General features: G+C 49.7%; 25 protein-coding genes, 1 tRNA gene and 1 pseudogene. 6 read left to right on the top strand and 21 right to left on the bottom strand.

Annotation, left to right across the window (positions count from 1 at the left end; genetic code table 11):
* The first annotated feature begins 2 nt into the window (after window positions 1-2).
* The 4 genes from map to Q0135_RS09870 all read left to right on the top strand — a co-directional run bounded on the left by map (window position 3) and on the right by Q0135_RS09870 (window position 4,923).
* The gene (map, locus tag Q0135_RS09885; protein ID WP_297990171.1) at window positions 3-761 is read left to right on the top strand and encodes a type I methionyl aminopeptidase; all 759 of its coding nucleotides are present in this window, start codon (window positions 3-5) and stop codon (window positions 759-761) included.
* Between the two features lie 511 nt (window positions 762-1,272).
* A complete protein-coding gene (locus Q0135_RS09880) occupies window positions 1,273-3,261 on the top strand; it encodes a sulfatase-like hydrolase/transferase (RefSeq protein WP_297990170.1) in 1,989 nt (662 codons plus the stop codon).
* A 181-nt stretch (window positions 3,262-3,442) separates the two neighbouring features.
* Window positions 3,443-3,829, top strand: a complete 387-nt coding sequence (locus Q0135_RS09875) for a RidA family protein (RefSeq protein ID WP_297990169.1) — start codon at window positions 3,443-3,445, stop codon at window positions 3,827-3,829.
* Window positions 3,830-3,837: 8 nt separating this feature from the next.
* Window positions 3,838-4,923: a threonine synthase gene (locus Q0135_RS09870; RefSeq protein WP_297990168.1), complete on the top strand. Its 1,086-nt coding sequence runs from the start codon at window positions 3,838-3,840 to the stop codon at window positions 4,921-4,923.
* 412 nt (window positions 4,924-5,335) lie between these two features.
* Here Q0135_RS09870 and Q0135_RS09865 read toward each other — a convergent pair whose 3' ends face one another.
* The 18 genes from Q0135_RS09865 to infA all read right to left on the bottom strand — a co-directional run bounded on the left by Q0135_RS09865 (window position 5,336) and on the right by infA (window position 17,318).
* A complete protein-coding gene (locus tag Q0135_RS09865) occupies window positions 5,336-5,884 on the bottom strand; it encodes a GrpB family protein (protein WP_297990167.1) in 549 nt (182 codons plus the stop codon).
* Window positions 5,885-5,919: 35 nt separating this feature from the next.
* Window positions 5,920-6,007: transfer RNA gene (locus tag Q0135_RS09860), tRNA-Ser, on the bottom strand.
* A 289-nt stretch (window positions 6,008-6,296) separates the two neighbouring features.
* Window positions 6,297-6,707 carry a GyrI-like domain-containing protein gene (locus Q0135_RS09855; RefSeq protein ID WP_297990256.1) on the bottom strand — a complete coding sequence of 137 codons (411 nt, stop codon included), beginning with the start codon at window positions 6,705-6,707 and terminating at the stop codon, window positions 6,297-6,299.
* A gap of 27 nt (window positions 6,708-6,734) precedes the next feature.
* The gene (tkt, locus tag Q0135_RS09850; protein WP_297990166.1) at window positions 6,735-8,663 is read right to left on the bottom strand and encodes a transketolase; all 1,929 of its coding nucleotides are present in this window, start codon (window positions 8,661-8,663) and stop codon (window positions 6,735-6,737) included.
* Window positions 8,664-8,666: 3 nt separating this feature from the next.
* Window positions 8,667-9,518, bottom strand: coding sequence for a polyprenyl synthetase family protein (locus tag Q0135_RS09845; protein ID WP_297990165.1), 852 nt, complete (start codon window positions 9,516-9,518; stop codon window positions 8,667-8,669).
* A 587-nt stretch (window positions 9,519-10,105) separates the two neighbouring features.
* Window positions 10,106-10,435 (bottom strand): YbaB/EbfC family nucleoid-associated protein, encoded by a 330-nt coding sequence (locus Q0135_RS09840; protein ID WP_297990164.1) that lies wholly within the window; start codon window positions 10,433-10,435, stop codon window positions 10,106-10,108.
* 2 nt (window positions 10,436-10,437) lie between these two features.
* Window positions 10,438-10,785, bottom strand: a complete 348-nt coding sequence (gene panD, locus Q0135_RS09835; RefSeq protein ID WP_297990163.1) for an aspartate 1-decarboxylase — start codon at window positions 10,783-10,785, stop codon at window positions 10,438-10,440.
* 16 nt (window positions 10,786-10,801) lie between these two features.
* The gene (locus tag Q0135_RS09830) at window positions 10,802-12,112 is read right to left on the bottom strand and encodes a UDP-N-acetylmuramoyl-L-alanyl-D-glutamate--2,6-diaminopimelate ligase (RefSeq protein WP_297990161.1); all 1,311 of its coding nucleotides are present in this window, start codon (window positions 12,110-12,112) and stop codon (window positions 10,802-10,804) included.
* Window positions 12,090-12,638: a histidine kinase gene (locus Q0135_RS09825; RefSeq protein WP_297990158.1), complete on the bottom strand. Its 549-nt coding sequence runs from the start codon at window positions 12,636-12,638 to the stop codon at window positions 12,090-12,092. The genes Q0135_RS09830 and Q0135_RS09825 overlap by 23 nt, the downstream gene beginning before the upstream one ends.
* Window positions 12,628-12,894 (bottom strand): NifU family protein, encoded by a 267-nt coding sequence (locus Q0135_RS09820; protein ID WP_297990156.1) that lies wholly within the window; start codon window positions 12,892-12,894, stop codon window positions 12,628-12,630. The genes Q0135_RS09825 and Q0135_RS09820 overlap by 11 nt, the downstream gene beginning before the upstream one ends.
* A 514-nt stretch (window positions 12,895-13,408) precedes the next feature.
* Window positions 13,409-13,969 carry a L,D-transpeptidase family protein gene (locus tag Q0135_RS09815; RefSeq protein ID WP_297990154.1) on the bottom strand — a complete coding sequence of 187 codons (561 nt, stop codon included), beginning with the start codon at window positions 13,967-13,969 and terminating at the stop codon, window positions 13,409-13,411.
* Window positions 13,970-13,999: 30 nt separating this feature from the next.
* On the bottom strand, window positions 14,000-14,356 hold the full coding sequence (gene rplQ, locus Q0135_RS09810; protein WP_297990152.1) for a 50S ribosomal protein L17: 357 nt from the start codon (window positions 14,354-14,356) through the stop codon (window positions 14,000-14,002).
* Window positions 14,357-15,382, bottom strand: a complete 1,026-nt coding sequence (locus Q0135_RS09805; RefSeq protein WP_297990151.1) for a DNA-directed RNA polymerase subunit alpha — start codon at window positions 15,380-15,382, stop codon at window positions 14,357-14,359.
* Between the two features lie 11 nt (window positions 15,383-15,393).
* Window positions 15,394-16,020, bottom strand: coding sequence for a 30S ribosomal protein S4 (rpsD, locus tag Q0135_RS09800; RefSeq protein ID WP_177387176.1), 627 nt, complete (start codon window positions 16,018-16,020; stop codon window positions 15,394-15,396).
* An 18-nt stretch (window positions 16,021-16,038) separates the two neighbouring features.
* Entirely contained in the window at window positions 16,039-16,431 is a 393-nt protein-coding gene (rpsK, locus tag Q0135_RS09795) for a 30S ribosomal protein S11 (RefSeq protein WP_177387174.1), read from the bottom strand.
* 10 nt (window positions 16,432-16,441) lie between these two features.
* Entirely contained in the window at window positions 16,442-16,810 is a 369-nt protein-coding gene (gene rpsM, locus Q0135_RS09790) for a 30S ribosomal protein S13 (protein WP_005869856.1), read from the bottom strand.
* Window positions 16,811-16,813: 3 nt separating this feature from the next.
* The gene (gene rpmJ / locus Q0135_RS09785) at window positions 16,814-16,927 is read right to left on the bottom strand and encodes a 50S ribosomal protein L36 (protein ID WP_005869855.1); all 114 of its coding nucleotides are present in this window, start codon (window positions 16,925-16,927) and stop codon (window positions 16,814-16,816) included.
* Window positions 16,928-17,099: 172 nt separating this feature from the next.
* Window positions 17,100-17,318 (bottom strand): translation initiation factor IF-1, encoded by a 219-nt coding sequence (infA, locus tag Q0135_RS09780; protein WP_005869854.1) that lies wholly within the window; start codon window positions 17,316-17,318, stop codon window positions 17,100-17,102.
* 189 nt (window positions 17,319-17,507) lie between these two features.
* Between infA and Q0135_RS09775 the strand changes: the two genes are divergently transcribed.
* Both Q0135_RS09775 and Q0135_RS09770 read left to right on the top strand, forming a co-directional pair.
* Window positions 17,508-18,380: a neutral zinc metallopeptidase gene (locus Q0135_RS09775; protein WP_297923214.1), complete on the top strand. Its 873-nt coding sequence runs from the start codon at window positions 17,508-17,510 to the stop codon at window positions 18,378-18,380.
* A gap of 218 nt (window positions 18,381-18,598) precedes the next feature.
* Window positions 18,599-19,026: pseudogene (locus Q0135_RS09770) on the top strand (VOC family protein).
* A 282-nt stretch (window positions 19,027-19,308) separates the two neighbouring features.
* Here the strand turns inward: Q0135_RS09770 and Q0135_RS09765 are convergent.
* From Q0135_RS09765 to Q0135_RS09755, 3 genes are all read right to left on the bottom strand, one after another.
* Window positions 19,309-19,836 (bottom strand): hypothetical protein, encoded by a 528-nt coding sequence (locus Q0135_RS09765; protein ID WP_297990148.1) that lies wholly within the window; start codon window positions 19,834-19,836, stop codon window positions 19,309-19,311.
* A gap of 133 nt (window positions 19,837-19,969) precedes the next feature.
* On the bottom strand, window positions 19,970-20,338 hold the full coding sequence (locus Q0135_RS09760) for a hypothetical protein (protein ID WP_297921403.1): 369 nt from the start codon (window positions 20,336-20,338) through the stop codon (window positions 19,970-19,972).
* Between the two features lie 334 nt (window positions 20,339-20,672).
* On the bottom strand, window positions 20,673-21,563 hold the full coding sequence (locus tag Q0135_RS09755; RefSeq protein ID WP_297990147.1) for an NTF2 fold immunity protein: 891 nt from the start codon (window positions 21,561-21,563) through the stop codon (window positions 20,673-20,675).
* Window positions 21,564-21,697: the final 134 nt, after the last annotated feature.

Genomic DNA, 21,697 nt, shown 5'->3' with positions numbered 1-21,697 from the left:
AAATGGCAATTTTGCTTAAAACAAAAAAAGATTTAGAGGGGCTTCGTGCGGCGAACAGGATCGTCGCGCAAGCCCTTGATTACGCAGCTTCGTTCATAAAACCGGGTCTTAGTCTGCTCGAAGTCGATAAAAAGATCGACGATTTTATCACCTCCAAGGGCGCGTATCCCGCTTTTAAAGGGCTATACGGCTTTCCAAACGCCGCCTGCCTCTCGCTAAACGAGGTCATTATCCACGGCATCCCAGACGAAACTATCCTGCAAGAGGGCGATATCTTAGGCGTCGATCTGGGCTCGAAGCTAAACGGATATTTCGGCGACAGCGCGCGCACCCTGCCTGTCGGTAAAATTTCAAAAACCGACGAGGAGCTCATCGCATGCAGCAAGGACACGCTGGAGTTTGCCATCAAAACGATCAGGGTAGGGATGCACTTCAAAGAGCTAAGCTTCGAGATCGAGAAATTTATCCGCGCGCGCGGCTTCGTGCCGCTATACGGCTTCTGCGGCCACGGCATCGGCAAGCACCCGCACGAAGAGCCTGAGATCCCAAACTATCTGGAGGGCAACAATCCAAAATCGGGCCCCAAAATCAAAAACGGCATGGTTTTTTGCATCGAGCCGATGATCTGCCAAAAGGACGGCACGCCGGTCATCGCCGAGGATAAATGGAGCACGAGAAGCAAGGATGGACTTCGCACTAGCCACTATGAGCACTGCATGGCGGTTTTCGATGGTAAGGTAGAAGTCCTAAGCGTCGCATAGAATTTCCGCGCAAAAGCTGGCTCAGCCTAGTTAAAATTTTTTCACTTTGTCGGTGCGAAATTTTGCCCGCGATCGGTCTTTGATAATTTTACACTGCTCGTGTCGTAGAATTTTACTCCAGTCGCTTAATGCATAAATTTTATCCAAAGACCGTTTGAAGCTTATCGCACTAGAAATTTTAAAATCTATTGCGACGGTTTGCGGGGTCCGGCCGCAAAATTTTAAAAGCCGAGATTTTAGCTCATACATTTTGTTTTTAAAGCCTCGTTTTGTAGCTTCGCTCTTAGATCCGCTTTCAATTAAAATTTAGCCTCAAAATTCCGTCATCCGATTCTAACCCCCGCCCGTATCTTTAAAATTTAGCCGTAAAATTTGAAGCGTAAAGGCGCGCAAGTAAGCAAGCTCAAAGCTTTAAGCGGCTAAGATTGCGCCTTGATTTTAAAGCGAAAATATGTCGCGCTATGTGAAGTACGCGTCATCGCGTCCCTTCGTACGAGGCAGGAAAGATAAAATGAGAGAAAAATTTTATGTAGCGCTGGCAAATATAGGCGAGCTTGCGGCGCAGACGAAAGCGGGTGGGCTCATAGCGCGCTTGCTTATGAAAATCGACCGCGGCTTTTTTACCGCGCTGCGCGAACGTCCCGTGTGGAGGGTGTTTTGGCTTGCGACGGTGCTATGCTTGCTCGCGTGCTGGGCTAAGATACATTATCAGATTAACGGTCCCATCTTTGCCTACATCGCCGAGAGTTTCCCCGTGGTATTCATCATAAATTTGCTCATCTTTCACCTCTGCTATTTGCTTAGCGGGCGATTTTTTAAGCTTGTTTCGTTCGTGCTACTGGCGTTAATTGCGCTGATTGCGAGCACGTCTTTATTTTTGATCGTAAATTTCGACTCAAGCTTCAACGTCGTAGCGATCGACGCGATCGTCCATACCGACGCAGCCGAGACGCGCGAGTTTGTTTCGCAGTTTCTTAACCCGGCAACGATTTTATATTTAGCGGCGTTGCTCGGCTGCATCTTTGCGGCACTAAGAGCAGGACGGCGAGAGAAGGAGCAAGCGCATAGCCGCTTAAGATTGCTGCTAGCGGCGCTTTATCTTATCTATGGATCGATCTTTTGCGCGGATATCGCCGTCAAAGCTTTTCAGGGCAAGCGCGGCTTTGTAACCAAGCTATCGCAATACGTCCCGCTGGAGTTTGCCTTCACGCTAAAAGATTATCTAAGCGATAAAAATTTCATCACCGATATGCACGAAGTGCAGCTCGGATATGACGAGGCTAAGCGCGTGAACGAAGGCGTTTTAAAAGGCGGCGCAAATTCAGATCCGCAAGGCGCCGCCTCGGGCTCCGCGTCTGAAAATTCCGCGCCTGCATCAAACGCCCAGGCGCAAAATTCCAGCGTAAATTTAAATTCTACGCCGCAAAGCCCCAGCGTGATTTCAAATTCTAAAAACCCTGAGGCCGCTACAAACCCCGCCTTGCAAAAGTCTCGCGTCAAAAATATCATCCTAATAATCGGTGAGAGCTTGCAGCGCGGGCATATGTCGCTCTACGGCTACGGCGTTAAAAATACACCGCTTTTGGAGGGTCTCGAAGCAAGCGGCAATCTGATAAAATTTGGCGATACAATCTCGCCTTACGGCACGACTAATCAGGTACTGATGCGGCTTTTAAATTTCAGCGATTACGAAAGCGAGCGCAAAAGGGCGTGGTTTCGCAACCTCAGCATCATCGATATGTTTAAGCTAAGTGGCTACCGCACCTTTTGGATTAGCAATCAAGAGGCTTTCGGCGCACATGCGTTAAGTGCTAAAAGCGCTGCCGATCGCGCGGACGCGGAATCCTTCCTCTCAAAGAGCAATCTTTACGAAACCGTCCGCATCAAGCCTGATGGAGTGCTGCTTCCACTCATAAATCAGGCGAAAGCGGGGCAGAGCGAGCGAAATTTCTACGTGATCCATCTCATCGGTAGCCATATGGATTATAGCCTGCGCTATCCCGAGGGATTTGGCAAGTTTAGTGCGGCGGATGTAAAGGCAAAACTTACTTCCAAGCAGAAAGATGTCGTCGCGTATTACGACAACAGCGTGCTTTACAACGATTTTGTCATAAATGAAATTTTTAAAATTTTTTCGGGTGATGACAGCCTCATCGTTTATCTTAGCGATCACGGCGAGAATTTATACGAAAATGGACGCCTTGGGCACGGCATGGAGAGCCGCTTTACTTACGAAATTCCGTTGCTTTTTATAGCCTCGCGCGAGTTTTTGAGCGATCATGCTACGCTATGGCAGAGGCTGGCTGCGGCGAAAGATAAGCCTTTTATGAGCGATGATTTGGCACATCTGCTAGCAGATATCATCGGTGTCGCGCCACTTGAGTTTGACGAGCGCAAAAGCCCGATACGAGTGGATTTTAATGCTTCACGCAAGCGAATTGCTAACGGAGTCGATTATGACGAGAAATTAAAAAGCGCGAAGGGCTACGAGCTCGAATAGGCGGATTGCCTTTATCCGCACATATTGCGCGCCGCTGCACTATGCAAGCGGCGGGTCTCAAAATTTCAAAGAGCTTAATGCTCGGTCCGAAAAGCGCTAGTCTGGCGCAAAGTCTATAAAATTTCATATAAAATCTAGAAATTTAGATAAAATTTCAAAAATTCTACGCCAAGGAGCTTAAATGAAAGAGATTTATCCAACCGGTTTCGCGCCGAAAAAGGCACACTATGCGCCGGGTATCTTAGACGACGACGGTACGCTCTACGTCTCGGGGCAGCTAAGCGTGGATCCGCGCACGGGAGCTATCCTGGAGGGTCTTGCTGAGCAGACCGCGCAGGCTCTAAGCAATGTCGCGGCAGTGCTGGCCGCCGCAGGTGCGGATAAAAACGACGTGCGGATGTGCCGCGTCTATACGCCTAACGTCGCGAATTGGGACGTGATCGACGAGCAGTACGCTCTATTTTTCGGCGCACACAAGCCCGCCCGCGTCGTGGTGCCGACTACGGCTCTGCACTTCGGCTGCCTCGTAGAGATCGAGGCCGTCGCAAAAATAAAAGAGAAAAAGTAGGAGCTAAAATGAGCGATTTCATCTGCACGGGCTGCGGCAAGCACGCGTCCATCGATACTTTGAGCTATAAATGCGACTGCGGTGGGCTGTATAAGCTAAACTCCGATGCGCCTAAATTTCACCCCGCGCTCGTAGATCAAAGCGAGTTTAGCATCTTTAGATACCGCAGGTTTATGGGTATCAACACGACTAAATTTAAAGAAATTTCGATGGGCGAGGGGCTCACGGCGAGTGTGAAATTCGGCGAAGACCTCTACCTCAAGCTCGATTACGCGATGCCTACGCTTTCGTTTAAAGACCGCGGCGCGGCGGTTTTGGTGCTGCATGCCAAAAATATCGGCGTGAAAAAGGTGCTGCAAGACTCCAGCGGTAACGCGGGCAACGCCGTGGCGGCGTACTGCGCTCGTGCGGGCATCGAGTGTGAAATTTACGTCCCGAAGGGCACGTCTCCCAAAAAGATTGATATGATCAAAAGCCACGGCGCGCACGTCACGGTATTTGACGGCAGCCGCGACGAGACGGCGGATGCGTGCCGCAAAAAGGCCGTGAGCGAGCAAATTTATTATGCCAACCACGTTTATAATCCGATCTTTTACGAGGGGACAAAGAGCTACATTTATGAGATCTACGAGCAGCTGGGCAGGGTGCCGCGCAATATCTTTATCCCCGTGGGCAACGGCACGCTACTGCTGGGCGCTCAAGCAGCGCTGGGCGAGCTATATGAGGGCGGTCTTATCGAAGCGCTGCCAAAAATTTTCATCGTTCAGGGCGAGCTTTGCGCTCCGCTTTTCGGTGCTGAAGCTGTGGCGCGCGAGACCAGGCCGCAGCCGACGCTAGCGGAGGGCATCGCGATCGCAAGACCGATGCGCGCGGGCGAAATTCTTGGCTCTAGCTACGCTGGCGAGCGCGAGGTGATCTTGGCGAGCGAGAGCGATATACTGCCTGCCAGAGCGGCGCTTGCGCGCGGCGGATTTTACGTCGAGCACACGACCGCGGCTACCTATGCGGCGTATCTGCGCTACAAAGAAAGCCACGATCTACAAGGAGATAGCATCATCCCGCTTTGCGGCGCGGGGCTGAAGAGCGATCATTAAATTTAAGCGCCAGACGGATTTGTGTGGCTAGCTAGCGGCGAGGAATTTAAAATTTTCGCCGCTTTAAATTTAGCGAGTTTGTGAGTTTGTTTTTGGTGAAATTCTAAAAATTTAACGACGCGTAGGCTTTTAAATTTAAACTTGTAACGAAGCGCGGGAACACCTTTCGTTTGCGGTATGATACGGCGATAGGTGATACAGCGCATTTTATGGGCGACTTTGCCGTTAGTTGGATTTTTAAAATTTTATCTGTCGATAGCTGGACGGCCGCCTCTTAAATTTGAAATTACGGTCAAAATTTATAGAAATTAGCCTGTAAGGTGCGGCGCTATCCGCCCGTTTCGTTTATAAAATTTGGACGTTTTATCGCTCTTGGGAAGCGACCTTCTACGCAGATGATAAATTTGCGCGACTATTTTAGATTTTCTTTAGCGATACGCGTAAGCTCAAGCACAAATTCGCTTTTTGCCGCAGTATAGGCGTCGCGGTTGAACTCGAATCGCTTGCAAAGCTCTAATTTAAGCGCCTCGTACCGCGCGGCGATATCCGCATTCGCCCGCAAAAAATCTCTAAAAAATATCTCATCCGCATCGCCGAAATTTCGTAGATGTACGTGAAAAACGCGCTCGGCAAATCCCGCTTCGGTGTAGCCCTTATTTAGGCTGCAGCGGCTCCCCTTTTCGCTCATTAGCAGATAGCCGGCCTCTACCAGGCGCTGTTTGGCGGCGGCAATATCCGAGCATTCGATCAAAATATCTACGATCGGCTTCGCCCAGATCCCGCTTACCGCGGTGCTGCCGATATGGTGGATCTTGATCTCGCCATGATCTTGCAGCAGGCCGCGCAGAATTTCGCGCTCCTGCCTAAAGTATTCGCCCCAGCGCGGATCGTGCGGCACGAGACGTATCGGAAAGAGCCGCCACAGCTCTTGCAGGCTCATCGAAAGGAGTTTATTGCTCATCTTAACTCCAAAGTATTGGGTGAAATTTGAATGAATGGCGGGTAGATAGGGATTCGAACCCTAGAAGGCTGACGCCTTACGCGCTTTCGAGGCGCGCTCCTTCGACCGCTCGGACATCTACCCGAATAAAAATGTAATTTAAGCCAAAAATGGCTTAATAACAGATTTAAAAATGAAATTCCGCGCGAAATTTCGCCTGATTTTGCGAGCGGGGGTTGAAATTTAACGGCGCAAATTTAGATTTCATTTTAAATCTACGGCTTAAGGTACGGCGCGGCTTTCGGCATAAAATTTATTTTCGCGCGTAGTTTTAGGCACGGAATTTTACCGCTTTATGGATGAAATTTTACGCAAAAGCTTATCGTCGCGGCGGTGAAAAATCACTCGCCGTTTATAAATTTCATGCGCCGCCCTACAAAACCGAGATAAAAATTTTGATCTCGTCTCCGCCGTAAAACTCAAAATCCGTTCCAAACGCTCTTTTTAGTTCGCCGGCCTCAAAAAAGCTCCAAATTTTACTCCAAAACTTTGCTACGTTTTGCGGCTCATTTGGGAAACTAAAAACGGCGTATTTGCCGCTTTTGATCTCCAAGGTTTCGTCGCTGCGGGGCGCTTTGGTGCCGATAAATATATCGTAAAGCCCGTCGTTGCCGTCTTCGTAATCATAATAGACGCCGTAGATCTCGCTCTGCCCGTCATAGCACTCTTTCATAAATTTTGCCCACAGCGCGGGAATTTTGCCGCTTCCACCTAGCTCGTCCGCGTTTTTCGTGCGGGCTTTTAACCCGTAAATTTTAAATCCGTCTAAATATGAAATTTTGATTTTTTCGCTCAAATTTTACCCTTTCCGCTACTGCTCTAAAAGCTCTCTGGCCTGCTTTGCGATCGCAACGTCGGTGAAGCCGAAAAGCTTAAATAGCTCGCTCGCGTTGCCGCTTTCGCCGAAGCTTTGCATGCCGTGTACCGCGTCTGCAAATTTATACCACTCAAGCGCGCTTGCGGCTTCGACGGCTAAAATTTTAGTTTGCGCCTGCAGGATTTGCGCCAGATAGTCAGCGTCCTGTTCGCACAAAAGCTCGAAGCACGGCGCGCTTACGACGTTTGCGCCGATGCCTTGCTCTTGCAGGATCGCCGCCGCTTTTAGGCAGAGCGAGACTTCGCTGCCGCTTGCGATGAGCGTGATCTGCGCCTCTTTGCTCTGCCTTAGCAGATACGCGCCGTTTTGCACGTCGCCCAAAACCGCCTTAGGCAGCGGCTCAAGCCCCTGACGCGAGCAGACGAACGCCGCGGGGGCATTCAGGGAAAGCGCCGTGCGCCAGCATTTTACGTTTTCGTTGCCGTCTGCGGGACGGAAAGTGTAGAAGTCTGGCATCGCGCGGAAGGTGCTAAGCTGCTCGATAGGCTCGTGCGTCGGCCCGTCCTCGCCCACGCCGATGCTGTCGTGCGTGAAGACGAAATAGTGGCGCAAGCCCATCAGCGCCGCGAGTCGCGCGCCAGTCTTGAGATAGTCGCTGAAGATAAAAAACGTCGCGCTGAACGGAATGAAAAGCCCGTATCTCGCGAAGGCGTTGCCGATCGCCGCCATCGCGTGCTCGCGGATGCCGAAGTGTAGATTTTTGCCGCAAGGAAAGTCGCCGCCACCTTTAAGCTCGGTCTTATTAGACGCCGCCAAATCGGCGCTTCCGCCCAAAAAGCCGGGCACCGCGTTTGCGATGGCGTTTAAAATTTTACCGTTGCTATCGCGCGTGGCGACCTTAAGCCCGCTAAAATCAGGGAATTCTATCTTGCTAAAATCGGGATTTAAAAGCTCGTTTAAAAGCGCTCTTTTTTCATCGCTTAGCTTCGCAAGCTTCTCTTTCCAAAGCCGCTCCTCCAAATCACCCTTCTCGATCGCAGCCCGCGTCGCAAAAAGCACGTCCTCGCTTACGACGAAGCTTTGAGCGGGATCAAAGCCTAGATTTTGCTTAGCGCGCGCAAGCAGCTCCTCTCCAAGCGGAGCGCCGTGCGTCTTGGCCGTGCCCTCAAGCTCGAGCGCGCCCTTGCCGATCGTGGTATTTGCGATGATGAGGTAGGGTTTGGTTTTATTTTTGACCTCGTCAAGGACGAATTCTATCTGATCGAAATTATGCCCGTCGATGCGCGCGACCTCAAAGCCCTGCGCTTCAAATCGCACCTTTACGTCCTCAAACCACGCGATATCGGTGCCGCCGTCGATCGTGATGCCATTAGAATCATAGATTATCGTGAGATTATCGAGGTTGTGTCTGCCCGCAAGCGCGCACGCTTCGTAGCTGATACCCTCCTGCAGATCGCCGTCGCCGCAGAAGCAATAGACGCGGTGATCGATAATCTCGTTTCCTCCCTCGTTGAGCAGATGTGCGGCGTATTTCGCGGCCATCGCAAATCCGACCGCGTTTGCGACGCCCTGTCCGAGCGGTCCGGTAGCGATCTCGACGCCCGGGGTAGCGATCTCCGGGTGACCGGGAGTTTTAGAGTGTAGACGCCTGAAGCTTTTGAGATCGTCCATGCTCAAATCGTATCCGCTAAGATAGAGGTAGCTATACACGAGCGCGCTTGCGTGCCCGCCTGAGAATACGACGCGGTCGCGGTTCAGCCACGCGGGATTTTTGGGATTGTGGCATACCTTGCTCATAAAGACGCTCATTACGTCGCTTAGCCCCATCGGCGTGCCGGGATGGCCTGAGTTGGCGCTTTGGATCATATCCGCGCTTAGAAATTTGATCGTGTTTGAAATTTTACTTAGCTGCTCGCTCGACATTTTTCATCCTTTCAGGTATTTTTCTATCAAATTTAAAACCAAATCGCGTAGGCTCGCATCATAGCCGCTCATCGCGCCGCTTACCTCGCCTATTAGGCGCTGCTTGTAGCTTCTGGCACCCGCAAGTCCGAGTAAATTTACGAAGGAATTTTTCGCGCCGTCCGCCCCTACGGGCTTGCCCGCGCTTGCTTCGTCGCCCGTGGCGTCGATGATGTCATCCTTGATCTGAAATATAAGACCTAGCTTCAGCCCGATCTTATAAAGCTCATGCGCGAGCTCGTCATTTAGCCCGCCGATTATGGCGCCTAGCTCAAACGCCGCAGCGATGAGCGCGCCCGTTTTGTGCAGATGTAAAAACTCAAGCTCGCTTTGCTTTAGCGGGCTGTTTTCAAAACGGCAATCGATCGCCTGGCCCAGCACCATGCCGCTGCTGCCTGCATTTCGCGCTAGAGTTTTAATGCATTTTATCTTGATCTCGTCGCTTAGGTTCGCGCTCGCGGCGATCAAAAACGCGTCGGTATTTAGCGCGTCGCCCACCAAAATCGCCGTGACCTCGTCGTATTTTTTATGCAGGCTCGGCCGTCCGCGGCGCAGATCCGCATCGTCCATCGCGGGCAGATCATCGTGTATGAGCGAGTAGGTGTGGATCATCTCAAGCGCCATCGCGATCGCCAGCGCGCCCTCAAAGCGCCGCTCATCCACCGCCGAGACGACGCCTAGTAGCAGCTGCGCGCGAAAGTGCTTACCGCCCGCTTGCAGCATGTAATTGAGCGCCTCCTCGAAGTACGGATGAAAGCTCGGCGCCTTCAGCTCGTTGCGCTTCAAGTAATCTTTAAATTTTTCTAAAATATCCATCGATCCTACCTTGCGGTTTTGATTTGCTCTGCTTGGGCGCGCCCTTGACGAATGCAAATTCGCGCCCTTCAAATGCCTTTTTGTCGCGCAGCTTAGACTTTGTTGTCGTGAGCCGTTTGTACGCCGCGTAAAAGCAATCATGCCGCTTAAAATTTTAAATTTTAATTCCCTAGCTTTACGCAGTGCGTGCGGCGAAGGATGCTCCGCTTTTTTGAGCCGCATCTTAGCTAGATTTGCTCGCGGATGTCGCGCAATGGCTCGCCCGCTTTGCATTTAAGCCGTGCGAGCTAAATTTTACTTTGCGCCGCAGCGTAGCAGCTCGCCGAAATTTTAGAATTTGCCCTCACGCCACCCATTAAATTTGACCGATTTGCTAAGGTTGAAATTTAATAACCTAGCGTCAAATCAAGCAAGCTGTGCTTTATGCAAACCGTATCGCCACAAAAATCTAAATTAACGCCGCCTTATAAAATCGGGCTTCATTTAGTTTGCTACAGAAGCCGCTCGCTCCGTAAAATCCAAACCGTTCGCTAAGCAAAACAGCCATTCTATATAAAAAGCTTATTTTCACCATTTTTGAACTACGCTTAGCCCTTATCGCCGAGCAGATCGCCTAGGCCGCCGAGCCCTCCTAGCATGGATGCTGCGGCGCCCTTCTTTTCATTTTCGACGAGTTTTATCGCGTCGCCTATCGCTGAGATCAGTAGTATCTGCAGGCTTTCCTTATCGCCAAAAAGGCTGTCGTCGATGCTGAGATCGAGCACTTCGCCTGCGCCGTTTAGCCTGATGGCGACCATGCCCGCGCCCGATTTTACGGTAAATTCCTTGCTCGCATTCTCCTCCTCGATCTGCTTAGCCTTGGCCTGCATCTGATCGAGCATCTGCCCCATTTTCGAAAAATCCATTCCTTCAAACATCTTTACTCCGTTATTTGGTTTTTTTCGTTTACCTGCACGATTTTTGGCTCGAAATCTCTCGCTTTTTTGACGCTCATCTGAGCGTAGGCTACGATGATGACGATGTCACCGACGCAGACTTTGCGCGCGGCCGCGCCGTTTAGGCAGATCTCGCCCTTTTTCTCGCCGCGGATCACGTATGTAGCGAAGCGCTCGCCGTTATTGACGTTTAGGATCTCGACCTTTTGATATTCGCAAAGCCCTGCAGCCTCGATGAGTTCGGGCCCGATCGTAATGGAGCCCACGTAGTTTAGGTTGGCATCCGTCACGCGCGCGCGGTGGATTTTGCTTGATAAAATTTCGATTTTCATCGGCCGTCCTTTAAATTTAGTCTAAATTTGACCCGCCTCGCGCCGCGATGAGCTCGCTCACGACCTGCTTGTCGCTGAAGGGGTGCTTCACGCCCTTGATCTCCTGGTAAGTCTCGTCTCCCTTGCCCAAAATAGCGATCATCTCGCCGTTTTTGGCAAGATCTAGCGCGCGCGCGATCGCCTCTTTGCGATCCGCGATCTTTAAAATTTTATCTTTTCGGCGCATGCCGGCGCAAATCTGCTCGATGATCTCATCCGGATCCTCGCTACGCGGATTATCGCTCGTGACGATGCAAATTTTGGCAAAGTGCTCGGCGATGGCGCCCATTTTCGGACGCTTGCCGTGGTCGCGATCGCCTCCCGCACCAAAAACCGCGATAATCTCGCCACTTACACGCAGTGCATTTAGCACCTTCTCGATGCCGTCAGGGGTATGGGCGAAATCGACGATCACAAGCGGGTTTTTATTTACGATCTGCACGCGACCCTCGACGCCGCCGAAGTTTGCCAGGGCTTTTGCGATCTTTTCGTTCGGCAGCTTGGTCAGAATTTTAACCGCCGCAAACGCCACGGTAAGGTTGTAGAGATTAAACTCGCCGATCAGATCACTTTGCAGCTGTGCATTATCGCCGTTTGGAGTGCGCACGAGCGCGTCGATGCCGCCCTTTAGCCCGTATCCGCTTACGCCGAAGCTTGCGGCGTTTTTGATGCCGTAGGTAAGGGCGTTTGCAGGGTTAAATTTAATGTGTCCGTCATCGGCGTTTATAAGCTTTGGCGCGTCGTCTGCGAAAAACGAGCTCTTGACTGCCGCGTATTCTTGCATGCTGCCGTGATAATCGAGATGATCTTGGCTCAAATTCGTAAAAATTTTAAGCGCAAATTCTAATCCTTCGATACGATTTTGCGCTATCGCGTGCGAGCTTACCTCCATAACGAAATACTCGCAGCCCTGCTTGCCGGCTTCATAAAGATAGCTCATCGTCTTAAAAACCGAACTCGTCGTAAGCCCCTTTTCGTCGATCCTGCGCTCGTTTATGAAAGCGCCGCGCGTGCCGCTTAAGCCGCAGCTAAAGCCCAGATCCAGCAGCGTCGAATAGATCGCCGCCGCGGTCGTGGTCTTGCCGTTCGTACCGGTGATGCCTACGATTTTGATGCGCGGATCGATATTTAAAAGCTCCTTTGCTTGCGCGATAGAGATGATCTGCGCGCCTTTTTGCGCCGCTTCGGGTTCAAATTTAGCGTTCGCGTCAGTGTGCATAAAAAAGCAACCCGCCTCGCACTCGGCGGAGTTGTCGGTGATAAAGCTATTTTCGAGTCGTATTTTCATGATTTTTGATTTTTTGCATTAGCGCTTCGAAGCGCTCATCGCCCGCATACGCGGCAGCCGAGCTTTCGACGTAATTAAGCCCCATCTCGTAGTAGCCGTTTTCTATCAAATTTTCTAAAAATTCTATCATCTCGCTTTTGTCCGAAATGGCGATTTTAGAGGAAAAAATGATCGATTCGAAGGCGTCTTTGAAGCCCTTTTGACCTACCGCTCGCATAAAATCGGCATACGCAATAACGGCGATCTCATCCTCGGCGCCGGGCTCGGAGGCCGTTTCGTTCGCAATCTTTTCGTTGATGGAGTTTAAAATTTTAAAAAGCTCCGCGGTTTGAGTTTTGGGGCTGAGGTTGTAAAAATCAAAGAGCATAAGCGCTTCTTCGCGGTCTGCCAGCGCGGTCTGACAAAGCTCGAGTAAAAATAGAATTTCCTCCTCGCCGCTTTTTTCGTAGGCGAGCGAAAAATACAGCTTCGCAAGCTCGAATTCTCCGCGCGAAAAGGCCTTTAGCCCCAGTTTTTTATAGTTCAAACTCTTCGCCTTCGGGGATGTTTACGACGCTAAGCTCGGGGTGAATATCCATGCGAAGCTGGCGCTCGATGCCGTATTTTAGGGTCTGCGCACTTGCGGCGCAACCGTGGCAATGCCCGGTAAGGCGGACATAGACGACGCCGTTTTTTATGCCTAAAAGCTTCATATCGCCGCCGTCGTTTTGCAGCATCGGTCGGATCAGCTCTAAGCTATCCTGTACCGGGGCTAGAAGCTCTTCATCGCTAAATGGTATCATTAAAATTCCTTGTTTTGATTTTGGCGAATTATATCTAAAAGCGATAAAAAAAGGCTTATCGGGGATGAAATTTAATCTGAAATTTTGCGTGAGGACGCGGATTTTGCGTAATGGCTCGCAAAGAATTTTATACGCCGCGAACGGCGAGCCGCGATTTTAAAATTTTATCGATTCGCAATGGCGAAGTACGCGCAAATCATCGGGCTTGCGTATATTTAAATTTAGACTATTTGCGCTATAAATTTGGGATGAAATTTCAGCCAGACCGAGGGCTAAATTTGAAAAGGAATTTTGCTTGAGCGGTAGGTAAAATTTAAAGCGAAACTGTCTAAATTTAATTAGGACAAGCGCCGATACGATTAAATTTTTATAAAAAATAGATTTCGATCTTAATCGTAAATTTTGCGGGATATGAAAGATTGGGCGGCGAATATTATTTTAAAGCTCGCAGATGAAATTTACGCTACATTTTATATCGATCGCGGCTGTGAAATTTTAGCGCAGGCGCGTGCAATCACGGCAAAATTTCTATCGGCGTGCCGATTTTCACGTGTTCAAAAAGCTCGTCCATATCGTCGTTGACGAGCGCTATGCAGCCCTCCGTCCAGTCGCCGAACGCCGCGATACTCTGCCCTAGGTAGCTAAATTTGTTCGGTAGCCCGTGGATTTTGATATCGCCGCCTGCGCTCTTGCCGAGGGATTTTGCGTGTGCTACGTCGGCTTTATTCGGATAGGAGATGCCTAAATTTAGATGATACGCCGAGTTTGGATTTTTGCCGTTTATGGTGTAGTTGCCCTCCGGGGTTTTGCCGTCGCCTTGAACTTCTTTGTGTCCTTCGGGCTCGCGTCCGAGGGCGATTTTGTAGCTTTTCGCGACGCCTTTTGAGGTTAAAATTTCAAGAATTCGTTTGGATTTATAGACGCGGATTTTAGAAATTTGCTCGCCGCTCAATGCTTGCTTTAGCGAAATTTCAGAATTGATCGTTTCGATATTTTTGTAGCTAAGATAGTTGTCCAATGCCCATGCCAAGCCCGCAGCGATGATAATAGGCGGGAGTAAAATTTTAAATTTCATAGAAGAAATTTCGGGAGCGACCCCGAAATTTTATTTGCTGATTAGCTCGATATAAGCCATCTCTGCGGCGTCGCCCTTGCGGAGGCGAGTTTTGATGATGCGAGTGTAGCCGCCGTTTACGCCTGTATATTTTAGAGCGATCTCGGTGACCAGCTTATTTGTCGCAGCTTTATCTTGAAGCGCCGCGAAAACAAATCTATACGCCTCGCTGTCGCCCTTGCGCGCGCGAGTGATCAGCTTTTCGGCATAGCTTCTTAGCTCTTTTGCCTTAGGAAGCGTGGTTTCAATCTTGCCGCTAGTAACTAAAGCGATGGTTAAATTTTTAAGCAGGGCGGCACGGTGAGACGAAGTACGCCCTAGCTTCCTATATCCGTGATTATGTCTCATTTATTGTCCTTCATTCTTTTGTCTTTGAGCCTTTAGCTCATCAAGCTTGCGTTTTAGCTGCTCTTTTTTATCGCCGAGCTCTTGGTTGCCGATAGGATAACCGATCTCCTCCATAACGGCCTTGATCTCCTCTAGCGATTTTTTACCTAAATTTTTAAGATCTTTAAGCTCGCTCTCCTCCATGATCGCTAGCTCGCCGATAAATCTAATATCGGCGCGATCTAGGCAGTTGAAGCTTCGTGCGCTTAAGCTTAGATTGCTAACGCTCTCGAAAAGCTTTGCAAACTCGGAATTTGCAGGGATCGTTCTACCGAAAGTATCTGCAGCGCTGATATTTACGATGCCTTTGAAAACCGCCAGCTGCTGATACATCGCCTCAAGCGCGTTTTTAAACGCATCTATCGCGCTGATCTGACCGTCGGTAGTGATCGTAAAGACGACCTTTTCGTAGTCGGGATTATCCTCTACAAATACGTTTTCGATGTCGTAAACAGCCTTGGTTACCGGGGTAAAAAACGCATCCAGCGCGATGAAATCAGCGTCTAAATTTTCTCTGATCTCTTCGCTTGGGACGTAGCCGATACCTTTTTCGATGATGAGCGTAAATTTAAGATCGGCATCCTCGTTTATCGTAGCTAGATAAGCGCTTGGATTTACGATCTCTACGGCGTCGTTGTTTAGGTCGCTGCCGTAAATTTCTTTAGGTCCTTTAAAGCTGTATTCTACGACCTCGCGTAGGGAATCGCCCTTGATTTTGAACCTTAAGCCCTTTAAATTTATGATAAAAGCCGCCATATCCTCGAGCATACCGCGCATGCTGTCGAATTCGTGGCTTACGCCTTCGATTTTAACCGCAGTCGGCGCGAAACCGACCGTGCTCGTATAAAGTAACCTTCGTAAAGGATGAGCTAGAGTGACGGCATATCCCGTTTCAAAGGGATATGCTATGATTTTAGCAACATTTTCGCTGACATTCTCAACCTTTATTTCAGTTGGCATATGAGCTGATGTTGTGATTTTTCTCATATTAGCACCTACTATTTCGAGTAAAGCTCTACGATAAATCTTTCCTCTACAGGAATAACAACTTCTTCTCTCTCTGGAATTCTAGAAAAAATTCCGTATCTTTTCTCTTTTTCTACGTCTACCCACGCTACGATGCCGGTCTGTGCCGTAAGATCCAGCGCTCTTGAAATTTGCGGGTTATTTTTGCTCTTTTCGATCACTTCGATCTTTTGTCCTGCGCGGACGCTGTATGAAGGGATATCGACGCGTTTGCCGTCTACTAAAATGTGTCCGTGCGTAACGAGCTGGCGCGCAAAGCGTCTAGTCGTAGCAAAGCCCATGCGGTAAACGACGTTATCTAGCCTCTGCTCTAAAAGCTGAACCAAAATCGCTCCTGTGTTACCCTCTCTGCGAGCCGCTTCGGCAAATAGCCTACGGAACTGCTTTTCGCTTACGCCGTACATAAATTTAGCCTTTTGTTTCTCGCGAAGCTGTGAGCCGTATTCGCTTAGTTTAGCGCGTCTTTGTCCGTGCTGACCCGGAGCGTAAGGGCGTTTTAAAAGCGCGCTCTTGCCCGCAAGTCTTCTCTCACCTTTCATAAATAGATCGACGCCGAGCCTTCTTTCTAATTTTTCAACCGGTCCTGTATATCTAGCCATAAATTTCTCCTTTTATAATTACACGCGACGTCGTTTAGGCGGTCTGCAACCGTTGTGCGCAAGAGGAGTGATATCTTTGAAATATGTAACTTTGATCCCTTCTACGCTACCTACGCTTTTAACGGCGGTCTCGCGTCCACTTCCCGGACCCTGAACCTTGACGCCTACCTCTTTGATGCCGTGCTCTTTGGCTTTGTTTAGCGCGTCCTCGACGGCTTGTTGCGCCGCATAAGGGGTGGATTTTTTGCTGCCTTTAAAATTTAAAGCGCCCGCACTGCTCCACGCGATCGCGTTGCCCATCTCGTCCGTTACGGTAATCATAGTGTTGTTAAACGTAGCGGAGATGTAAACTATGCCTTTGGCGATATTTTTTCTGACGGTTTTTTTCTTAACTACTTTTTTTTGTGCCATATCTCAATCCTTATTTAGCTGCCGCGCCGACGGTTTTGCGTTTGCCTTTTCTGGTTCTGGCGTTCGTTTTTGTTTTTTGACCTCGAACAGGAAGGCCCTTTCTGTGTCTTAAGCCGCGATAGCCGCCCAAGTCCATAAGCGCTTTGATATCCATAGCCACTTGTTTGCGAAGATCGCCTTCAACCATATAGTGCTCTTGGATCTCTTTTCTGATAGCGGCGGCTTCATCTTCGCTCAGATCGGCGACTCTTTTATCGTAAGAAATTCCTGCCGCATCGAGAATTTTTCTCGACGTAAATAAACCTATACCGTAGATATAAGTTAGTCCGTATTCAATCCTTTTTTTCTTTGGTAGATCTACACCTGCGATACGAGCCATAACTTATCCTTGTCTTTGTTTATGTTTTGGATTTTCACAAATAACGTGAACAACACCTTTGCGCTTGACAATTTTACATTTGTCGCACATTTTCTTAACGGATGGACGAACTTTCATTCCACTCTCCTAAAATTTTCTCCACTTTAAATGCAAACTGCACCTAGGTTTAATGAAATTTCAAAAGCGAAAGTATCAAACCAACTGTTTTCAAAATAGTGGGGATTTTGAAAACACTTCTTCCTACAGTTTAGTCGCAAAATCGCGAGTATATCTAAATTTAACTTTATCCTTACTTATAGCGGTAGGTGATCCTGCCTTTATCGAGGCTGTAAGGGGTCAGCTCGACTTTTACGCGATCGCCCGGCATTATCTTGATGTAGTGCATCCGCATCTTGCCCGCGATATGGCATAAAATCACGTGTTTGTTGTCCAGCTCGACCTTAAAAGTCGCGTTCGGCAGCGCTTCTATGACGTTGCCGTCGATCTCTATGACGTCGTCTTTTGCCACAAATTCTCCTTTCTTTTAAATTTAAAAAGGGCGATTATATAGAATTTAAAATTTTAAACAGCTTAAAAGAAATTTAAAATAAGCAAAATTTCAGATTTATTTCGCTACGCGCGCACTGTTTTTGTAAAGGCAAGACGGCGCTCTTTTTAAAATTTTAGTATAATGGCTCAAAAATTTTAAAGGAAGAACATGAAATGGCAAAACGGCAGACGAAGCTCAAACGTGGAGGATGACCGCGCAAGCAGCATGCGCACGAGCTCGGGCTCACTTGGGATGCTGATCCCGATCATTAGGTTTTTGCTCGGCTCAAAGATCGGGCGCATAGTGCTCGTAATCGGCGTCGTAGCGTATTTTATGGGCTACAACCCTTTAGCGCTTTTAGACGGAGGCGCCAGCACGCAAAGAGAGCCGACCGATAGCCCACAGGAGCAAGAAAAGCTCGCCTTCGTCTCGGCGGTGCTAGCCCAAACCGAGGATGTTTGGGACGAGATATTTAAAAGTGCGGGCGTGCGCTACGAGGAGCCCGGACTTCGGCTTTTCCGCGATCAGATCGCAAGCGGCTGCGGCTTTGCGAGCGCGCAGACGGGGCCTTTTTATTGCCCGAGGGACCGTAAAATTTATCTCGATCTTAGCTTTTTCGACGAGCTTGCGAACAAATACAAAGCGGGCGGCGACTTCGCGCAGGCCTACGTCATCGCGCACGAAGTAGGGCATCACGTTCAAAATTTAATCGGCACGCTAGAGCAGGTTAGCACTCTAAAAAGGCGCGCTCGCAGCGAAGCCGAGCAAAACGCGCTTCAGGTCAAAGTCGAGCTACAGGCGGACTGCTATGCTGGGGTCTGGGCGCATTATCTAGCAAAAGCCGGGCGCGTGCTTGAAGTGGGCGACATCGACGAGGCGCTAAATGCCGCCAGCGCGATCGGCGACGATACGCTGCAGCGCAAATTTAGCGGTCGCGTCGTGCCCGATTCTTTCACGCACGGCACCTCGGCGCAGCGCAAAGAGTGGTTTAAAAAGGGCTTAGCGGGCGGAAACCTAAAAGCTTGCTCGTTTGAGCCGTAAGGTGCGGACTTTGAGCTAGCTTGCGGGCTAGATTGGAAGCAGCCTAAATTTTAAAATTTAACGCCGAGCTTGGAGGCGAAATTTTAAAATTTTAATGATCGGCGATTAAAAAGTTCGGACGGCGCGCTCGGCTACCGCGACGACGGCTTATTTGAGCGCAGGCTCGACTACGGCATTAAGAAACCAAAATAGATACGTTAAAATTTATGGAGGCAAAAATGAATAAAATAACCTGCATCTGCCTAGGCGTGCGAAGCATGCAAAGGGCGCTGAAATTTTATCGCGACGGCCTAGGATTTAAGACGGATTGCAAAGACGACGACCCGCTGGTATGCTTTTTTAATACGCCGGGGACCAAATTTGAGCTCTATCCATTGGACGCGCTGGCTCGAGATATCGACGAAAACGATCCGCCAAAAGGAAGCGGATTTGGCGGCATCACGCTAGCGTATAACGTAAAAAACAAAGAGGACGTAGCTAGCGTCATAGAGCTAGTAAAAAAGGCGGGCGGAACCATCGTCAAGGAACCCCAAGATGCGTTTTGGGGCGGATATCACGCGTATTTTGCCGATCCGGACGGATACTACTGGGAGGTGGTTTGGGGCCCGGTTTTAAATTTGACGAGGATGGGCTGCTCAAATTTTAGATCAAAATTTTGCGGCTGAGGCCTGTTCGGAGGCGCTGAAGCCTTTGGCCTAAGCGCGTAAAATTTAAACTCAAAATTTTATTGCAAATCATCGGACGGGTTTCTTGTGGCTCGTATAATTTGCGGCACTGTTTTTTCGTGCTTTTCTCTAAACATCAAGCGAAATTTTACTTTTCTATATGATCTGCGGCACAGATTTTGCGCGAGGCTAAAATTTACTCGCACCCCTGTCGCGCTGTTTTACTCGCGCTCGCGGTACCGCTTTGCTCGCATCGCATGCCGCTACACAAAGCAAGAAAGTGGATATTTTGCGGCACTTTTGTCCGTGAGCGCGGCAAGGAAAATAGCGATAAGCTCCTCGAAGTTTTGCGCGATGACCAGGGCATCCTCATATATCGGTTCCGCGCCGAATACGATCTTGCCCGCGTCTGCGCCCTGCGTGAGGGTGCCCGCGAAGCAGCGCTCGCCCCTGACTGAAAACAAAAACGGCAAGCACCCACTCCAAAACGCGCTCACGGCGGCTCTTTCCGCATCGTTAGCCGCGCACTCCAGGCTGTCTTTTTCAAAATCTTCGTAGCAAAATTCCGCTTCGTCCGCGTTTGGCGACGCATAATCTCTAGCGGATACGAACCAAACGGCGTCCGCAGCGTCGCTCAAAATTTCAAAAGAGCAAACAAAGTGGTAAAAATCTTCGCTTAAATTTTTAAATCTGCCGCCTAAAAATTCGCTTTGCGGCGGGCAAATTTCATTTCTGCGCCGTATCTGCCAGCCGTTTTGCGCCAGCGCGTCTATAAGTTCGTCAAAAACCATCTCGCCTCCCGTAATTTGGCGCCGATTATAGCATTTTGCTCGGCGCAGCGGTTAAATGCGGCTAAATTTATAAAATTTTGCCTGCCCGCCGCGCATAAAAAGAGAAATTTTACGCGAAATTTTACAAATTCTGCTAAAAATAAAATGACGTTTCCAAATCACCGCTAAATTTGGGCTCAGCGGAAGGCGTAAGCCGCAAATGAAAAACGGGCGTATCGCCGAGGGGAGCGGGCGCACCGCTAAAATTTGCGCCTCGGTATCCGCTTAAAATTTCCAAGCGGTACCGACCGCGCTTTACGCGAAAACTCAGGCTGTTTTGCTCGCTAATGCAGCTCATATCTTTAAAATAGCCGATGCCTGCGATTTTTAGCGTGCCCGAGGAGTGAAAGACCCAGCCGCGAGAGATGATTTTTGCTTCGTCTTGTGCGAATATCTCCTCACTCGCCTCGCCCACGGTAACCGCAAAATCGTAATAATCGCTGCGGACGCCCGATATCGGCACCGCGACCCCCTCTCTTGTGACCGCGTCGCCGTGTTCGGTCTGCGTGAAATAGGCAAGAACGTCGTCGCTTGCAAGCCCGTGCTTATCCAGATAGTGCGCGAGCAGCGCGAGGACCCTTTATCACGAAGCCGCCCAGCTCGGAGAAAATTTGCCTTTTCATTCGCACCTTTCTTTAATCGCCGTGCGCGTCGTACGCAGAAATTTTACCGCTCATTTGCCCTCTTTGTTTTTGTTTTGTAGCGCCGATGAAATTTTATCACAGTGCCCGCGGCAGGCTAAATTTTATCTTGCGATCGCGCCGCAGATGAAATTTAATCCCGTTTCGCGCTCAAATTTACAGCCCGCGGTTTTTGCCGTCCATACCTTGGCACTTATCTACGAGCCAGCGCCCGTCCTTGCGCACGAGCAGGAAGCGGCGCGCAAAGCCGTGTTCGTCCTTGGCGTAGATGTAAATTTTATTTTTACTCTCGCATTCGGCGTCCGTTAGCTCGTACCCGCCGTAGGTGCCGCCCTCCATCATCGAAAATGAGATGCCCTCGGGGCGGAAGCCGCTGCGCCTAACGGGCGTGCAGTAGCGCGCAAATAGCTCCTCGCATCTGCGCTGCACCTCGCCGTCATCCGCGTCATCAATTCGCGATGTAGCGAATTTTTCCCATTCGCTCATCGCCGCGAAAAACGCGAGCAGCGCATCGCGCGCCGCCGCCAGGTCATCTGGATCAAGCTTCTTTTTGCTCTTTGCGACGTCTCTTTGCGCCTGCTCAAACTCCGCAATTTGTTCCTTGCTAAAGCGCCCGCCGTCTAGATAAAACTGGATTTTCGTATCCGCCGCGGCTAGCAGCCCCGCAAAGCTCACGTGCGAATTGATCAGGCGCAGCGATTTTAGCCTCGGGATTTGCACGATCGCTTTTAGCCCCTCATCCGTGATGCTGACGTTTTCGATACCGATGTGTTCGAGCTTAGCGTGTTCCGCAAAGTATCTAAAGCCCTCGCCGCTTATCTTATCGCTATCTTGCAAAAACAGATACGCAAGCTTCGGCAGCGTGGCTAGATGCTGCAGCGCCGCATCCGTAATCGCCGTAGCTATAAAGCCCATATTTACGAGGCTTTTTACCTCGCAGATGCGGCGCACCATCTCATCGGTGAGTGCTACGTTTTCGTAGTGATGGCCTTTGCAGTAGCGCTCGCTAACCGCGTCCAAAGCCTCCTGCATCGTGATCTGCCTCATCATCTATCCTTTAAATTTGATTTTAAAATTTTAGTGAAATTTTACGATTTGCGCAAGGCGCTGAAATTTACGCGCGGATTTGCACGCGCAACAAAATTAAATTTTGCGATAATAGCGCGGTTGAAATATACTTT

This window comes from uncultured Campylobacter sp., assembly GCF_937981295.1.
Taxonomy (GTDB): Bacteria; Campylobacterota; Campylobacteria; order Campylobacterales; family Campylobacteraceae; genus Campylobacter_B.
This window is presented reverse-complemented; position numbering and strand designations above follow the sequence as displayed.

What these genes read in the sequence shown, in the direction of transcription:
- rpsK (WP_177387174.1), bottom strand. Translation starts at nt 16,431, where the DNA reads ATGGCACAAAAAAAAGTAGTTAAGAAAAAAACCGTCAGAAAAAATATC.
- Q0135_RS09880 (WP_297990170.1), top strand. Translation starts at nt 1,273, where the DNA reads ATGAGAGAAAAATTTTATGTAGCGCTGGCAAATATAGGCGAGCTTGCG.
- Q0135_RS09845 (WP_297990165.1), bottom strand. Translation starts at nt 9,518, where the DNA reads ATGGATATTTTAGAAAAATTTAAAGATTACTTGAAGCGCAACGAGCTG.
- Q0135_RS09765 (WP_297990148.1), bottom strand. Translation starts at nt 19,836, where the DNA reads ATGGTTTTTGACGAACTTATAGACGCGCTGGCGCAAAACGGCTGGCAG.
- Q0135_RS09870 (WP_297990168.1), top strand. Translation starts at nt 3,838, where the DNA reads ATGAGCGATTTCATCTGCACGGGCTGCGGCAAGCACGCGTCCATCGAT.
- tkt (WP_297990166.1), bottom strand. Translation starts at nt 8,663, where the DNA reads ATGTCGAGCGAGCAGCTAAGTAAAATTTCAAACACGATCAAATTTCTA.
- Q0135_RS09805 (WP_297990151.1), bottom strand. Translation starts at nt 15,382, where the DNA reads ATGAGAAAAATCACAACATCAGCTCATATGCCAACTGAAATAAAGGTT.
- Q0135_RS09775 (WP_297923214.1), top strand. Translation starts at nt 17,508, where the DNA reads ATGAAATGGCAAAACGGCAGACGAAGCTCAAACGTGGAGGATGACCGC.
- Q0135_RS09865 (WP_297990167.1), bottom strand. Translation starts at nt 5,884, where the DNA reads ATGAGCAATAAACTCCTTTCGATGAGCCTGCAAGAGCTGTGGCGGCTC.
- Q0135_RS09840 (WP_297990164.1), bottom strand. Translation starts at nt 10,435, where the DNA reads ATGTTTGAAGGAATGGATTTTTCGAAAATGGGGCAGATGCTCGATCAG.
- rplQ (WP_297990152.1), bottom strand. Translation starts at nt 14,356, where the DNA reads ATGAGACATAATCACGGATATAGGAAGCTAGGGCGTACTTCGTCTCAC.
- rpmJ (WP_005869855.1), bottom strand. Translation starts at nt 16,927, where the DNA reads ATGAAAGTTCGTCCATCCGTTAAGAAAATGTGCGACAAATGTAAAATT.
- panD (WP_297990163.1), bottom strand. Translation starts at nt 10,785, where the DNA reads ATGAAAATCGAAATTTTATCAAGCAAAATCCACCGCGCGCGCGTGACG.
- Q0135_RS09815 (WP_297990154.1), bottom strand. Translation starts at nt 13,969, where the DNA reads ATGAAATTTAAAATTTTACTCCCGCCTATTATCATCGCTGCGGGCTTG.
- map (WP_297990171.1), top strand. Translation starts at nt 3, where the DNA reads ATGGCAATTTTGCTTAAAACAAAAAAAGATTTAGAGGGGCTTCGTGCG.
- Q0135_RS09830 (WP_297990161.1), bottom strand. Translation starts at nt 12,112, where the DNA reads ATGAAAATACGACTCGAAAATAGCTTTATCACCGACAACTCCGCCGAG.
- rpsD (WP_177387176.1), bottom strand. Translation starts at nt 16,020, where the DNA reads ATGGCTAGATATACAGGACCGGTTGAAAAATTAGAAAGAAGGCTCGGC.
- rpsM (WP_005869856.1), bottom strand. Translation starts at nt 16,810, where the DNA reads ATGGCTCGTATCGCAGGTGTAGATCTACCAAAGAAAAAAAGGATTGAA.
- Q0135_RS09755 (WP_297990147.1), bottom strand. Translation starts at nt 21,563, where the DNA reads ATGAGGCAGATCACGATGCAGGAGGCTTTGGACGCGGTTAGCGAGCGC.
- Q0135_RS09820 (WP_297990156.1), bottom strand. Translation starts at nt 12,894, where the DNA reads ATGATACCATTTAGCGATGAAGAGCTTCTAGCCCCGGTACAGGATAGC.
- Q0135_RS09875 (WP_297990169.1), top strand. Translation starts at nt 3,443, where the DNA reads ATGAAAGAGATTTATCCAACCGGTTTCGCGCCGAAAAAGGCACACTAT.